Source organism: Draconibacterium sp., assembly GCF_041583095.1.
In the GTDB taxonomy this organism is placed as follows: Bacteria; Bacteroidota; Bacteroidia; order Bacteroidales; family Prolixibacteraceae; genus Draconibacterium.
In genome coordinates this window covers 16514-31842 of record NZ_JBFHGM010000027.1, presented here as the reverse complement: position 1 = coordinate 31842, position 15329 = coordinate 16514, and the positions used below count along the sequence as shown (strand labels likewise).

The 15329-nt window shown below is 42.5% G+C and carries 11 protein-coding genes; 6 read left to right on the top strand and 5 right to left on the bottom strand.

Translation table 11 applies throughout. The annotated features are described in order from the left end of the window. The 3 genes from ABZB17_RS04475 to rnr all read right to left on the bottom strand — a co-directional run. On the bottom strand, window positions 1-1116 hold a 1116-nt coding region (locus ABZB17_RS04475), incomplete at its 3' end, for a glycoside hydrolase family 10 protein (protein ID WP_372648293.1). Between the two features lie 890 nt (window positions 1117-2006). Continuing rightward, window positions 2007-2609: a TetR/AcrR family transcriptional regulator gene (locus ABZB17_RS04470; protein WP_045026036.1), complete on the bottom strand. Its 603-nt coding sequence runs from the start codon at window positions 2607-2609 to the stop codon at window positions 2007-2009. A gap of 161 nt (window positions 2610-2770) precedes the next feature. Beyond that, window positions 2771-4933 carry a ribonuclease R gene (gene rnr, locus ABZB17_RS04465; protein WP_372648292.1) on the bottom strand — a complete coding sequence of 721 codons (2163 nt, stop codon included), beginning with the start codon at window positions 4931-4933 and terminating at the stop codon, window positions 2771-2773. A 227-nt stretch (window positions 4934-5160) separates the two neighbouring features. Here rnr and ABZB17_RS04460 point away from each other — a divergent pair, with 227 nt between their 5' ends. Both ABZB17_RS04460 and ABZB17_RS04455 read left to right on the top strand, forming a co-directional pair. Continuing rightward, window positions 5161-7116: an Ig-like domain-containing domain gene (locus ABZB17_RS04460; RefSeq protein WP_372648291.1), complete on the top strand. Its 1956-nt coding sequence runs from the start codon at window positions 5161-5163 to the stop codon at window positions 7114-7116. 60 nt (window positions 7117-7176) lie between these two features. Further along, window positions 7177-7473: a hypothetical protein gene (locus tag ABZB17_RS04455; RefSeq protein WP_045026039.1), complete on the top strand. Its 297-nt coding sequence runs from the start codon at window positions 7177-7179 to the stop codon at window positions 7471-7473. On the opposite strand, the gene ABZB17_RS04450 is transcribed toward ABZB17_RS04455, so the two are convergent. Continuing rightward, the gene (locus tag ABZB17_RS04450) at window positions 7474-7857 is read right to left on the bottom strand and encodes a DUF3859 domain-containing protein (protein ID WP_372648290.1); all 384 of its coding nucleotides are present in this window, start codon (window positions 7855-7857) and stop codon (window positions 7474-7476) included. An 81-nt stretch (window positions 7858-7938) separates the two neighbouring features. On the opposite strand from ABZB17_RS04450, the gene ABZB17_RS04445 reads away from it, so the two are divergent. Together ABZB17_RS04445 and ABZB17_RS04440 are read left to right on the top strand one after the other, a co-directional pair. Further along, window positions 7939-8292: a hypothetical protein gene (locus ABZB17_RS04445; RefSeq protein ID WP_372648289.1), complete on the top strand. Its 354-nt coding sequence runs from the start codon at window positions 7939-7941 to the stop codon at window positions 8290-8292. Window positions 8293-8457: 165 nt separating this feature from the next. Continuing rightward, window positions 8458-10827: a TonB-dependent receptor domain-containing protein gene (locus tag ABZB17_RS04440; RefSeq protein WP_372648288.1), complete on the top strand. Its 2370-nt coding sequence runs from the start codon at window positions 8458-8460 to the stop codon at window positions 10825-10827. Between the two features lie 71 nt (window positions 10828-10898). Here ABZB17_RS04440 and ABZB17_RS04435 read toward each other — a convergent pair whose 3' ends face one another. Then, entirely contained in the window at window positions 10899-13232 is a 2334-nt protein-coding gene (locus ABZB17_RS04435) for a TonB-dependent receptor domain-containing protein (RefSeq protein ID WP_372648287.1), read from the bottom strand. A gap of 207 nt (window positions 13233-13439) precedes the next feature. Between ABZB17_RS04435 and ABZB17_RS04430 the strand changes: the two genes are divergently transcribed. Both ABZB17_RS04430 and ABZB17_RS04425 read left to right on the top strand, forming a co-directional pair. Further along, window positions 13440-14342, top strand: a complete 903-nt coding sequence (locus ABZB17_RS04430; RefSeq protein WP_372648286.1) for a hypothetical protein — start codon at window positions 13440-13442, stop codon at window positions 14340-14342. A 96-nt stretch (window positions 14343-14438) separates the two neighbouring features. Continuing rightward, window positions 14439-15218: a radical SAM protein gene (locus tag ABZB17_RS04425; protein WP_372648285.1), complete on the top strand. Its 780-nt coding sequence runs from the start codon at window positions 14439-14441 to the stop codon at window positions 15216-15218. Window positions 15219-15329: the final 111 nt, after the last annotated feature.

The window sequence follows — 15329 nt, the reverse complement described above, 5'->3', positions numbered from 1 at the left end:
CCATTTGCTACTGTAAAACGACGAGCCCTGAATTTCAGGTATTGAACGCAGTAGTCGGATCTGCTTTGTTAGCTGGTCGGGCTCGGTCCACTCTTTGGTTTGTGAACTGCTGCTTACCTTGTATGGTGCCTGCCCAATGTACATGGCGCGGCCGTAAGCATGATCTTTCCACCAATTGGCCAGCAGCTGAAAATCAACAGTAGGATGCCCGATTTGCCAGTACAGCTGAGGTAGTGTATAATCGATCCAGCCTTCTTTTTGCCACTTTATAATGTTGGCATACAATTGATCGTAGTTGGTCGTTCCGGCTTTTGTGTCGGAGCCTAACGGATCGTCGGTTTTATTTCGCCATACACCAAACGGACTGATACCAAATTTAACCCATGGTTTGGTGGCTTTTATCGAGTCGTTCAGCATTTTAATGGTTATATCTACATTCTCGCGGCGCCAGTCGGCTTTGTTTTCAGCAGTAAATCCACGGTTGTAGAATTTGAACGATGTTGTATCCGGAAACTCTTCTTTTAAGGGGTAGGGGTAAAAATAATCGTCGAAATGAATGGCATCAACATCATAACGATTAACAATGTCCTGCACCACATGGGTTACAAACTCGCGGGCTTGTGGTAATCCTGGATCAAAATACAAGCGGTTGCCGTATTTTAATATCCACTCGGGATGACGAAATGCAATGTGATCGATGGAGAGCGGGTCATCAAGATTTTGAGCTACCCGGTAGGGATTCAGCCAGGCATGCAGTTCCATTCCGCGTTTGTGGCATTCTTCGATCCAAAACTTCAACGGATCGTAAAAAGGCAGCGGTGCCTGCCCCTGAACACCGGTGAGGTAACGCGACCATGGCTCCAGATCCGATTGATAAATAGCATCGGCAGCGGGTCGAACCTGCAAAATAATGGCATTCATGCCTAAACTTTTATGTAAATTTAAAATATCGATGATTTCACGTTTTTGAGCGTCGGTGCTTAACCCCGGTTTCGAGGGCCAGTCGATGTTAACAACCGTAGCTACCCAAACGGCTCTGAATTCGTATTTGGGTTGCGATTGGGCAATGATAGAAAGGAACAGGAAAGCAAAAAGAAGGACTGATAGCTTTTTCATACGATTAAAATCTATTGTTTGAAGGCATCGTATGTACCCGCACCTCTATGATTAATTTCGGAGTGTTGGATTTAGATGCTCGTTTCATAATAAGTACATTCTTGGACACAAAAATAAGAGAATGTTATCTTGTGGGAAACGAAAAGGGTAGAATTTACTATGTGAGTCTATCAACTAAAAAAAATTGATATCTTTGTGCCAGATATACGAAGTAAAAAAGTAAACGATATTTAAGACAAACAACGGGCTTGTCGTTCTGGCAAGTTTGTGGTTTATTAGGTTTAGTTGGTTTAGGTTAAAAAGGCTGTCAGAAGGGCAGCCTTTTCTTTTTATAAATTTTTGGAACTACTAAACTTAAACTGTGTAAATCAATTCGATCTGTGTTATCAGCGTTCCAAATACAATCTTCAACATAAAAAACAATCATGATTCACGGGAATCACCAACATGAATGAAAGTAAAGTCTGTTAACAGCATTTCATAAAAATGGCCAGATTACAAGGCGCACACAACGATTGAGCATTGAACAACTTACTGATTGCGCCTTTAAATTACCGCAAATCAACCCCGGGTTTCACCCGAGCTTAGTCACATTTTATCCCTTCGGGATATTGAGCTGAATTACAAAGTTTAGACGAGTTTATTGACCTGCAATGTTGCAATTGCAAGTTTTTATGACGCTGGAAGCGTCGAATGTGAATAACCCGGTGCGTAGCGCCGGGATGAAATGACCAAAAGGGAAATCGTCCGGAAAGAAAGCAGATCGAAGCCAGATGGTTCTCCCGGACGAAACTCAAACAGCAATACACGTAAAAAGATGGGGACTTTCAGAAAAAAGGCTGCCGGATTACTCCAGCAGCCTTAGATTATAGTTTTTTTATGATTGAGAACTACCTTTTCATTATTCCATAGCACATAATCTTCAGAATAATATCAACGCTGCGTTCCAGGTTAACATCGCTGTAGTTTCCTGCGGCAAGTGGCATTTCAAGTCCTTTAATAGCGGTGGTAATACCAATGGCTGCCAGGTTAAAATCGTAAATCTCAAATTCATTTTTACGAACGCCTTCTATCAGTATCCGTTTAATCATTCGGATCTCGTCCTGCTCGTATTTAAGTTTTACCTCGTCGATAAATCCAACGGCGGTAACATCGTTTTCAATAGCATGATAGAAATTCGCCAGATTACGGAATGTGGCCATTTTAGTTAAAATGTAATCGCGTAACTTGTCCACCGGATCGGTGTTTCTGTTTATCACAATCTCAAGTTCGTGCGCCAAAATATCAACCTCTTTCATAATAACTGCCTGAAAAAGGTCTTCTTTACTTTTAAAGTAGTAGTAAAGCGAGCTTTTCCCTTTGCGAACAGCATTGGCGATGTCGTCGAGTGTGGTTTTCTTGTAGCCGTATTTGCTGAAAATTTCACGGGCAATCTTTAGGATATTTTCCCTGTTTACATCCTTCTTATTCGCAGTATCCGCTGAATTTTGCATGAATTGAAACGTTTTTGTCTGTGTTAAAACTTGGCCAAATATAACTATTTATTTTAGCTGTTATTATTTTTTAGAACATTTTACTCTGGCAGACGACATTTACTTTGCTTTGTTGAATGCCCTGTATCTGGTTGAAATCTATTTTGATAATATTCGAATAGCTACTCTTTCTCTTGTTCTGCCAGTCTGAAGTCGAGCTGCTTTCTTTCAAGATTAGTGCGCCAAACACGTACATTTATTTTTTCGCCCAGCTGAAAACTTTTCCGAGAATGACGTCCAACCAAGGCATAATTTTTTTCATCGAAAATATAAAAATCGTCATCCATTTGCGCAATCGGAATCATGCCTTCAATTTTATTCTCCAGCTCCACGTAAATTCCCCAATCGGTTACACCCGAAATAGTTCCCGGGTAAGTTTTGCCGATATGATCCTGCATAAACTCCACCTGCTTATACTTTATCGAGGCCCGTTCGGCATTGGCTGCTTTGGCTTCCATGTCGGACGAGTGTTTGCAAAGCCCCTCATATTTTTGCTCGTTAACCGAACGTGCTCCGTCTAAATATTTCTCTAGCAGACGATGCACCATCATATCGGGATAGCGCCTGATTGGCGATGTAAAGTGTGTATAATAATCAAACGAGAGTCCGTAGTGCCCGATGTTTCGGGTTGAATATGCAGCTTTGGCCATTGTTCGGATGGCCAGTGTTTCAACCACATTCTGCTCGTTTTTGCCTTTTACTTCAGTAAGTAATTTATTTAGCGATGTTGAAATGGCCCGCGGCGTTGACAGTTGAATGCCGTGTCCAAAACGTTTGATAAAAGTATTGAACGACGAAAGTTTGTCTGGATCAGGTTTGTCGTGAATACGGTAAACAAAGGTTTTCGGCGTTTTCTTTTCCGGAACCTTACCAATAAACTCGGCCACTTTTTTGTTGGCGAGCAACATAAATTCCTCAATCAGGTGGTTCGATTCTTTCGATTCTTTAAACGATACTGAAATGGGTTTTCCTTTCTCGTCAATTTCAAATTTCATTTCCACCCGCTCAAAAGCAATCGATCCGCTATCGAAACGTTCGTCGCGCAATTTTATCGCCAGTTCGTTGAGTTTTAGCACCTCTTCAGAAAAATCGCCCTGCCCGGTTTCAATTATTTCCTGGGCTTCTTCGTAGGTAAATCTTCGGTCCGAATGGATGACTGTTTTTCCAAACCACTGTTTTTTTACTTTAGCATCTTCGGTAATTTCAAAAACGGCCGAAAAACACAATTTATCCTCGTTTGGACGAAGCGAACAAACTCCGTTCGACAAGCGCTCGGGAAGCATCGGAACAACCCGGTCGACCAGGTAAACAGATGTTGCGCGGTCTTGCGCCTCGTTTTCAATAATGGTATTTGGCCGCACGTAATGCGTAACATCGGCAATGTGCACGCCAACTTCCCAGTTTCCGTTGTCCAGTTTTTTCAACGACAGCGCATCGTCAAAATCTTTTGCATCAGCCGGGTCGATGGTAAATGTGATTGTTTTGCGCATATCGCGCCGCTTTTTAATCTCTTCTTTCGGAATTTCAAGCGGAATTTTCTCGGCAGCCCTATCTACATTTTGAGGGAATTTGTGTGGCAGTTCAAACTCGGCCAGGATAGCGTGCATTTCAGCATCGTTATCGCCGGTATCGCCCAGCACTTCAATGATTTCACCAAAGGGGCTACGCGCATTTTGTGGCCAGTCTTTAATTTCGGCAATGGCTTTTTGCCCGTCCTTTGCCCCGTTAAGTTTTTCTTTCGGTATAAAAATATCGAAGCCAACTTTCCCTGACGGAATCAAAAACGCAAAGTTTTTGGTGGTTTGAACTGTTCCTACAAATATTGTTTTTGCGCGTTCGAGGATCTCGGTTACTTCGCCTTCCAAATCATGTTTCTTACGCCTTGCATAAACATGGATCCGTACTTTATCGCCTTCCATGGCGTGGTTTAAGTTGCGCGATGAAATTACAGCCGGTTGCTCCAGCTCGTCGCTAACGACGTAGGCAAAACCTTGTGGCTGCATTTCAATAATACCCGTAACTTTTCCGGTACGTGCTTTCAGTTTGAATTTTCCACGTGAGATCTGATCAACGTAACCATCGTCGGCCAATTCCTGAAGGGCAACGTTAATCAATTTGCGTGTTTCCGGATCTTTTATGCTCAGCGCGCCTGAAATCTGGCGGTAATTAACTGTCTTTCCGGGGTTTTCGTAAAGTGTTGATAGTATGGCGTTTTTTAGCTTTTTCTTGTTGAATGTACCGCCGCGTTTCCTTTTGTGCAGCTTATTCTTTTTCTTTCTTCCCATTTTGTTTGTATTATCACAAGCAAGTTAAAATAATTATTATTCATGTTTCAATAATAAATACGGAAGTTGCGAACAATCTCGAATCGAACTCTGGTAAGTATAAGTTTATTTCGGAATATTTAACAACTTGGCACCTCCTATATTTACAGGAATTTGTATGTTTGTAAACCATTTTAAGGGTTCGGTATTTTGCCTGCGAACACCTTGAAAACAGACATTTTAAGCCTATGAAGTTAAAGGGGAAACTACCGTTTTTTATTGTTGCAATGCTGGCCTGGGTTGTCATAATTTCATCGTGTGCCAATATGGGTATGCCAGCCGGAGGACCACGCGACTCGGTGCCGCCGGTTTTGCTGGAAACCAGCCCGGAATACCGCGCATTGAACTTTGATAAAAACAATGTCAGATTTACATTCAACGAATATTTGCAAACGGATAAAATATCGGAGCAACTGGTGATTTCGCCCCCGCTGGAGAAGCGTCCGTTGATAAAAACCAAATCGAAAACCCTGATCATCGAATTCAATGAGGATTTAAAAGACAGCGTGACGTATTCGCTCGATTTTAAAAATTCGATTGTAGATAATAACGAGCAAAACCCGCTTAAAAACCTGCGTTTTTCGTTTAGCACCGGCCCTGAATACGACTCGTTACGGGTGGCAGGGCGCGTAATAAATGCCTTTAATCTTGAGCCAAACGAAGATGGTTCGTTATTGATTATGCATTCAAATTTGCACGATTCGGCCGTATTCAGGGTTCGCCCCGATTACATTGCAAAAACCGACGAGGAAGGTTTGTTTATGATCGATAATATTGCTGCAGGTACCTATAATTTGTTTGCCATTAACGACATGAACAACGACCTGATGTATAATGAAGGTGCAGAGGAAATTGCTTTTCTGGATACATTAGTAATTCCTGAGGCGCATTTTCATGCTGAAGCCGATACGATGGTTAGTGGCGTTGACTCGATGTTGATTCTGGGGCATACACATTTTTCTCCAGAGCCGTTTTACATGCGCTATGTGATGGAAGATATTTTTGAACAGTATGTTGAATCGACCGTACGCCAGAGCCGCAATAAATGTTTCTTTGAGTTTAATGAATCGATTGCCGATACCTTCTCGGTAAATTTGATCGACCACGATGCAAGCGATTGGCAGCTTTTTGAATACGGGCAGAATAAGGACTCGATACTGATGTGGATTACCGACACAATGGTTTCGAGATACGACTCGCTATATATGGAGTTATGCTATACGCAGCTGGATTCAGCAGGCATGCCATACGTGCAAAACGATACGATATTAATGCATTATGCCGACCCAAAGGTGGAGGAAGAAAAGAAAAGTCGCAGACGGGGAAAGGAAGAGGAAGAAGAGGAAGAGAAGCCGGAACCCATACCGCAGTTTACCTGGCAAACCGATATTCCGTCAACCATGGAGTTGAATGGACTGATTCGCTTTGTATCGCCCGAGCCTGTTCAGCGTTTTAACACTTCGATGGTGAAGATGTATCTTACTGCCGATACCTTGAAAAATGCCCTCCCGATAAATGTACAAGAAGACACTACAAAATACCGGAGTTATTCGATTAGTTACAATTGGGAACCACAAACTGAATACAGCTTTGTGATTGACTCGGCAGCTTGTGTAAATATTTTTGGAATTACAAGCAAGGCCTTTTCGAAAGGTTTTAAAACACGCGAAGAAGATTATTACGGAAGCCTGGAATTTGATTTCTCGAATGTAACAATGCCAATGGTTGTTCAGGTTCTGAAAAATAACGATGAAGAAGTGGTGTTGCGCCAAAAAACTTTTACCAAAGATGGTACAGTGTTGTTCGAATACCTGGCACCCGAAAAGTACAAGGTAAAAGTAATTTACGACGTCAACGGAAACGGTAAATGGGATGCCGGCAGTTTTCAGGACAAAGTGCAGCCCGAACGCGTAGCATATGTGCAGGAAGTAATTAAGCTGCGCTCGAACTGGAGCGAGAGCCACAGCTGGGATTTGACGCCTGATCCACTTTTCAGCAAGAATATTCGCGACAAGGAAGAAGAAGAACGGAAGCGTGAAGAAGCACTGGAGAAACAACGAAAAGAAGAGGAAGAGCAACGAAATAACAGTATGTTCCGACCGGGTGACACTGGTAGTGGCGCTGGTGGTTTTCAGCGGAGATAGGCCGGGTAGCTGCATTTTCGGTTAAAATATCTACCTTTAATAAACTTTATTAATAAAATTATGGCAAGTGTAAGAGACCTTAAAAAAGACATTGATTTGATTATGTCGATGGCTTTAAGCGATTGTTTTTACGTGATGGAATATAACAATGAAGTAGACGAAAAAGCGGTATACGAAATTGCCGGCGATATTGTAAAAAGTCACCGCGAGTTGCGTTTGCGTGCTACTCATCCTGATGGAAAAGATAATCCAAAACTGGTGAAGCAATATTACAAAGAGGTCGTTCAGGATATGCTGTCTGCTGCCGATGCCGCTTTGGAAAGATTGTCGGCCGAGGTGAAAAAAGTAGCCAAGTAGTTACATTAACGTGAAAATTTTGTGAGCAACCACTTTGCCTTTATACCAGGTGGTTAGCTCCCATTTTCCCAGCTTGTCTTCCAGTGGTTCCCAAATGCAATCGCCAAGATAAAACTCGTAATCGTTGGTGCGAATAAACTGTTCGCCGGTAAACGGAGGACGCAAATTCCCTTGATCATCGGTAAATGGAGGATGATCGATCTGAAAATCGACTTTCTCTCCCTTCCCATTTTTAATGTGCAACACGTAGCCAAACTCAGTTCCTATTTCTGCTTTAATTTCGGTGGTAAAATCCAGTATTTTAGGAATGTCCTTACTTTCCCGGTCCCATTTCGAGTACTCGCCGTAACTGTATAGCTTAAATGTTGGTCTGCGTTTTGCCATTGTTAAATAAAATGCAAAAATAGCATTTGTTATCTTTTTTATTTAGAAAGGTTCTTAATTTAGCTCCCTCTAATCGATAGCGTGAAATTAATAAGAAAACATACAAATCTACTGTTTGTACTGATTCTTCCGGTGTATTTGTACATCGTTCAAACTTCAATACAAAATAAACATACCCATGTTTATGCAAATGGTATTGTAGTTGCGCATTCGCATCCAACATCCGATTCGGATGGTTCTGGGAACAATCACAAACACTCGCAGCGTGAGATTAATCTTTATTCCTCGCTGCATTCTGATTTTTATGAAACTCCGGGACTTACCGCTTTCAATTTTGAAGTGCCCGCAGATCATATCGATTATATTATTTACAATGATCAGGAAGTTACAATTCCTGTTTCATTACACACTATTCCCCGGGCACCGCCTGCATAGTTTTCAAAATACTTATTAGCGTTGCAAAACAGCAACCACCCGGCCGTCTGTGTTCAAATGGCTTGTCTTCCATTTTAACCCATGTTTTAGATGGCTGAGGCGATGTATTATCGCTTCTCAAAAAGAACAGATTTAGTAGTTTGAAAACAACATATTACAAATATTATGAAACCCATATATGCAATCTTATTGCTATTCTTTTCATGTCAAATGGTCTGGGCAGAAGAGCCAGAGGACGACAACAAAAATAAAACCGATGCCATGCTTTTTGGCGATGTAAAATCGGGGGAAGAACATATTCCGTTTGCAACAGTAACCCTTAAAGGTACTACGATTGGTACTGCAGCCGATGCAACCGGGCATTTTAAAATGAGCCATTTGCCGCTAGGAAAACAAGTGGTTGTAATTTCGGCCATAGGCTACCAAACGCTGGAAAAAGAAGTGAAAATGGAAGCCAAAAAAAGTATTACAATTTTGGCCGAATTGGAGCCGGATAATATTGGTATTGAGCAGGTTGTGGTTTCGGCCGACAGAAATGCCAAAAGCCGCAAAGAAACGCCAACCATTGTTAACAGTATCAATCCAAAATTATTCGACCGTGTGCAAAGTGTTACCCTAAGCGAAGGACTGAATTTTTCTCCCGGATTACGGATGGAGAACAACTGCCAGAACTGCGGTTTCTCACAGGTACGTATGAACGGATTGGAAGGACCGTATTCGCAGATTCTGATTAACTCGCGCCCGGTTTTTAGCGGGCTGGCCGGTGTTTATGGACTGGAGTTGATTCCCGCCAACATGATCGAACGGGTGGAGGTAATTCGTGGAGGCGGTTCATCGATGTACGGAAGTAACGCCATTGCCGGAACCATAAACCTAATCACAAAAGATCCGGTAACAAACAGTTTCGAAACCTCTGTAAACAATAGTTTTGTGGGCGCCGGAGGCGACTACGATGCAGCCAGCGATTACAACATTAACATTAACGGCTCGTTTGTAACCGACGATTATAAAACCGGTATGAGCATTTTTGGATTTCACCGCAAACGCGATCCTTTTGATGCCAATGGCGACGATTTTTCGGAGTTGGCAAGCATTAACAACACAACAATAGGGGCACGTTTTTACCAGCGTGTGGCAAACCGCGGAAAAATTACCGTTGATTATTTTAATATAAACGAAGACCGCCGTGGAGGAAATAAATACGAGCTTCCGCTACATGAGTCTGATATCTCGGAAAGTGTGCAGCATCAGATTAATTCGGGCGCTTTAAATTTTGACCAGCTACTTCGTGATAACGATAAGTTTTCTGCTTTTGTATCGATGCAGGGGGTTGACCGCGGTTCGTATTACGGCGCCGAGCAAGATCCGTCGGCGTACGGGCACACCGAAGATTTAACTTATGCTGCGGGGTTGCAATACATCCGAAATATTGATTACCTCTTGTTTTCTCCGGCAACAATTACTTCAGGAATTGAGACAAGCGGCAGTTCGTTGGAAGATGAAAAACTGGGCTACTACGATGCTGCAGAAGATGTGCATTACGGAAATACTCAAATTGCCGATCAGGGGATGACCAATTATGGCGCGTTTGTGCAATCGGAGTGGAAAACCGATAAGGTGGTTTTTAGTGCCGGTTTGCGCTACGATCATTACAACATTGAGGAAAAAATAGAAAACAACGACGATGTGAATGGCAATGTAATAAGTCCGCGGGTAAGTTTGTTGTATAATATCGCTGAACACCTGCAGTTCAGAAGTAGTTTTGGCCGTGGTTTCCGTGCGCCGCAGATTTTTGATGAAGACCTTCATATCGAAACTTCAGGATCGAGAAAGGTGCTTCACGAGAATGACCCGAATCTGAAACAGGAATCGTCAAACAGTTTTACGGCATCGCTCGATTATTCAAACGAATTTGGCGATTGGCAATACCAGTTGTTGGTAGAAGGATTTTACACCCAATTGGTTGATCCGTTTGCCAACGAATACGGCACCCCCGACGAAAACGGAACCGTTATTTACACCCGCGTAAATGCCGAAGACGGAGCCCGCGTGCAGGGAATTAATATTGAATTGAACGCCTCGCCATCGCAGAAATTCCAGTTGCAGTCAGGTTTTTCCGTTCAGAAAAGTGAATTTGAAGCCGAACAGGAATTTGGTGAAAAACGCTTTTTCAGAACACCCAATACCTACGGTTATCTGAGTGCGAATATAAGCCCAACACCTGTTTTTGATATTGCGCTTACCGGCAATTACACCGGGAAAATGCTGGTGCCTTATTTTGGCCCGGAACTCGCAAATCCTGAAGTTGGCGAGCTGCGCGAAAGTGATTCTTTCTTCGATACAGGTATAAAACTGTGTTACCATTTCCGTTTATCAGATTACATGAAAGTAGAGCTGAGCGGAGGTGTGAAAAATATCTTTAACAGTTATCAGGAAGATTTTGATACAGGCATCGATCGTGATCCTTCGTATGTGTATGGACCACTATCTCCAAGAACTATTTATTTTGGGATAAAGATCGGAAGCTTGTATTAACCTGATTTAGACTTTTAAATACATGCTTTATGGCTGCCTGGCGAATGTGCCGGGCAGCTTTTTTATGCTTTTTAGTTAAACAGTTTAATACCAAAGAAAACCGACCGCGGTTTTGCCGGGCCGTACACATAACCACTGTCGCGGTTTTTTCCTTTGTCGAAATCATCCTGGTAATTATCGAACAGGTTACTTACGCCGCCAAACAATTCAACTGATGAATCGATTCGTTTTAACCCGAAAGTGTATCCAACTTTTATGTTGTTTTCCATAAACGATGGCGAATCAAAAAGCTCGTCCTGATCGATTGTTCCGGCATCGCCGGGCAACCCGTAATGAGGAACCAGCATTGTTCCGGTATATACGCCTGACAGCGATGCGCTGAACCGGTTCGTTGGAGTCCAGGTTAGAGTGTAATAGCCGTAAGTTTCGGGAGTACGCAAATACTTTTTCTCACCCGGTAATTCCTCTGACCATTGAATCGCGTTGTCGTATTCACTGCTTTGTACAGTTATTCCTCCCTCAATTTGTAGTTTGCGGTCGAAATTGGTGCGCGCTTCAAAAGTAGCACCGTAAACCTGGCTTTTTCCGCCGTTACGTTTTTCCATCAATGAATTTCCGGCGTTATCGGTTCCCACTTCTTCCAAAACAAAAGCATCTTTTAGCTGAGTGTAAAAGCCTTCTAGTGTAAATCCAATAATGTGTTTTTCGGTGGGTTTATCCCAGTTTAGCGATGCACTTACACTTTGCGAACGTTCTTCTTCCAAATCGTCGGCCAGTTTAATGGTTTGTATTCCTCCGCCGGCAAAAGCAATGTGCATATCTGCATCAAAAGCCTGTGGCGCACGAAATCCGGTCGACCACGACAGGCGTAACTGGGTGTACGAATCGGGTTTTAAAAGCAACGAAACGCGCGGATTCAAAATAAGTTTGTCAACGAAATTATGTTTGTCGGCACGCACTCCGGCAAGCAGCGTTGTTTTCTGGGTAATCGACCAGTCGCTTTGAATAAATGCGCCAAAGTTTTTGGTTTGCTGATCGATCAAATAATCGTAAGCCGTAATTTCATCAAAAACATCGTCGTAAATAAACTCGGTACCAACAGTTAGTATGTTAGTTCCGGCGCCAATAAAGTCATTTATGGCGTGGTTTAACTGGGCTCCAAACTGAACGGTTGAGTTTTTTGAATCGCCGTAAGGAGGCGCATTGTTGTAGTCTTGCAATTCCTGTCCGCCATCGGGAGCAATACCTGTAAAATGGTCGCGTTGCGTGTATTGGCCGGCAGAGTAAAGAACAAAACTGGTGCGCATTGTCGGGTTGTAAGTGTAATCAATTCCACCCATTAAAACATTGTGCGTCCGTTCTTCCGATTGTGTTGCCAGGTATGCCGGACCATCAATCATTTCTCCGCCATAGCGGTACTCGTAGGTGCTCGAGAAATTGGCTTCAATCTTCTGGTCTTCGTCGATTTGGAAGAAAGAATTTATGCCAAACGAGTTGTTTTTTATTTCCGGCAATTCCGAGAAGTTATCGTTGTTAGCATCAAAAGCATCGCGCTGGCGGTGGAAAGCATACATCGACATTCCGGCATTACGTTTTTGCGAGAAAGCTGTTAACGTAGCGCTTACATTGTAGTCGAGAGCATCGCTGCCGATAATGGAATTGTTTGAGGTAACTTCATACGAATTTCGCTGCGGCAATTTGGTAATGATATTTACCGTTCCGCCAATGGCACTCGATCCGTACAGAGCAGAGGCTCCTCCGCGAACAACTTCTATGCGTTCAACCATTTCGGTGGGCAGTTGCTCGAGGCCGTAAAGACCCGTAAGCGGACTAAAAACAGAGCGGCCGTTAATTAATATCTGACTGTATGCACCGCCCAGACCGTTCATTCGTAACTGGGTGTAGTTGCAGGTTTGGCAGTCGGTTTCCATGCGCAATCCGGGTTGAAAACTCAGTGATTCAGCAATGGTTTGTGCCGCTACTTTTTCAATGGTTTGGGCATCCAATACATTAACAATCACAGCACTTTCAGTTTGGCGTTTAAATGTTTTTGTGCCGGTAATTACCACTTCATCCATGTGAATGACGTCTTCTTCCAGATCGAACTTAACCTCAACGGTTTCGCCGGCTTTTAATACCACTTGCTTTTTGCTTTCCTTGTATCCGATCATCTTGGCAACAATGGTAAATTCACCAATCGGAAGATCAACCATCATATAGTGGCCGGTAACATCAGTGGTGGTTCCGTGGTTGGTACCTTCGAGATAAATATTTACGAATGGAATGTGTTGGCCTTTCGAAACTACATGCCCGATAATTACGGCATCATAATGGTCTTCCTGTGCAAAAGTGTGTAAAGAAGAGAACAGAAAAATTGTACTTAGGATTAATATGGTTTTTTTCATTTTAATATTTTTCAATCGTATTTTTTTGTTTAAACAAAGGTATTACGGTTTGGTACCTATATTGTATTATTTAGAATAGTTCTAAATAAAGTTAACATAGAAATAACTTAATTGTTTTGAATAAAATTTGGGCAGGTTTGCCACCGCATAAAAGATTATTATTTTTGTTTCGTTTTAAAGGATGGCAAAACCAAAAATTTTAAGTTTATGAGTAGCCAGATTGATGCAATGCAGAAAGATTCGAAAGACATGAGAAACAATATAATTGTTATTGTTCTTGCTGTGGTATTGGCAGTTGTATTGGTGTTGTTTTTTTTGCAACGACGCGATCATAAGGTGATAATGACCGAAATCACGGCTGAGAAGGACTCCATTCAATACCAGTTAACCGAAATCGCTGCCAGTTACGACTCCTTAAAAACCGAGAACGATACAATTAGCGAGCAGTTGTTTGTGGCTCAAACCAAGGTAAGAGATTTGCTGGTTGAGGTAGAGCAGACAAAAAAGGTAAGCTTCTCGAAAATTTCGGACTACCAGAAACAGGTAACCACACTGCGTGGTATTATGCGCGATTTTGTGGTTCAGATTGATTCGCTGAACCGACGTAACGAAGAGCTGATGGCCGAAAACCGTGAGGTAAAACAACAATACAAAGAGGTTGAACAACACAATCAGCAATTGAATCAGGAAAAAGAACGCCTGCAACAGAACCTGAAACGGGCTGCCATGCTCGAAACACGTCAGTTGGTTGCAGAGGCCTTAAATACACGTAGCAAGGAGACCAAATTTGCCAAACGTGCAGCCAAGGTGCGCATTTATTTTGTGCTGGGGCAAAATGCTACTGCCAAACGCGGGCCAAAGCAGATTTATGTACGAATTATGCGCCCCGATCAGCTGTTAATGGTAAAATCGGAAAACGATGTTTTTCAGTTTGAAGATTTGAAAATTCAATATTCGGCAATGCGCGAGGTGGTTTACGAAGGACAGGATTTACCGGTGGCTATTTTCTGGGACAATACCAACGAACCCGAAATGATGGCGGGAACTTATACCGTTAACCTGTTTGCCGACGGAAATGAAATTGGCGAAACAAGTTTTGATATTCAGTAATTGGTAGAAATCGCGATTTATTCGCGCAGGCAATACCTGACTTTCCTTTAAAAATCAAACCTTTTCAGTGTTTCAATAACTGTAAAGATCTATTCTATGGCAACATTTTTATTCGATAAAATAATATTTGGGCCGGTAAAAAGCCGCCGTTTGGGTGTTTCGCTGGGTATAAACTTGCTGCCTACAGAAGCAAAAGTTTGTTCATTCGACTGTATATACTGCGAGTGTGGTTTTACACCTGGCGAATACAAGGAAAAAGTTTCTTTCCCGTCGCGTGCCGACGTGAAAATGCGCCTTGAAGTGAAACTGCACGAAATGGTTGCTGCCAACAAACTTCCCGATGTAATTACCTTTGCCGGAAATGGTGAACCAACTTTGCATCCCGACTTTGTCGGAATTATTGACGACACCATTGCCTTGCGGGATGAAATTACGCCGGATGCCCGTATTGCTGTGCTTTCCAACGCCACCATGATTCACCGCAAATCGGTTTTTGAGGCTTTACTGAAAATAAAAGACAATATTCAGAAACTGGATTCGGCTTTTGAAGAAACAGTAAAATTGCTGGATTGCCCAAAAGGGAATTTTAGCCTGGACAACACCGTTGAGCAATTGATAGCTTTTAACGGGAAAGTGATTATTCAGACCATGTTTGTACGTGGAAGTTATAAAGGAAAAACCATTGATAACACTACTGAAGAAGAGATTTCGGCATGGATTGATTTGCTAAAAAAAATAAAGCCCCTGCAGGTAATGATTTACACGATTGCCCGTGATACGCCAATTGATACTTTGGTAAAAGTTCCGCTTGAAGATTTGAATCTGATTGCTGAAAGAGTTCGTGCAGCCGGTTTTGATGTGCAGGTTTCGGGGTAATCAGGGAGGATCGCTTCAGCCTCTTAAGGCTTTCTATTGACAGCTTCTAAGGGGCTATGAAGCAAGCGCATCACTTCGCATGAAGTTTTACTTTAGGCATACTCAGCAGTA

Coding starts and splice junctions, on each gene's coding strand:
- ABZB17_RS04430 (WP_372648286.1), top strand. CDS start 13,440: ATGAGTAGCCAGATTGATGCAATGCAGAAAGATTCGAAAGACATGAGA.
- ABZB17_RS04425 (WP_372648285.1), top strand. CDS start 14,439: ATGGCAACATTTTTATTCGATAAAATAATATTTGGGCCGGTAAAAAGC.
- ABZB17_RS04450 (WP_372648290.1), bottom strand. CDS start 7,857: ATGGCAAAACGCAGACCAACATTTAAGCTATACAGTTACGGCGAGTAC.
- ABZB17_RS04440 (WP_372648288.1), top strand. CDS start 8,458: ATGAAACCCATATATGCAATCTTATTGCTATTCTTTTCATGTCAAATG.
- ABZB17_RS04455 (WP_045026039.1), top strand. CDS start 7,177: ATGGCAAGTGTAAGAGACCTTAAAAAAGACATTGATTTGATTATGTCG.
- ABZB17_RS04460 (WP_372648291.1), top strand. CDS start 5,161: ATGAAGTTAAAGGGGAAACTACCGTTTTTTATTGTTGCAATGCTGGCC.
- ABZB17_RS04435 (WP_372648287.1), bottom strand. CDS start 13,232: ATGAAAAAAACCATATTAATCCTAAGTACAATTTTTCTGTTCTCTTCT.
- rnr (WP_372648292.1), bottom strand. CDS start 4,933: ATGGGAAGAAAGAAAAAGAATAAGCTGCACAAAAGGAAACGCGGCGGT.
- ABZB17_RS04470 (WP_045026036.1), bottom strand. CDS start 2,609: ATGCAAAATTCAGCGGATACTGCGAATAAGAAGGATGTAAACAGGGAA.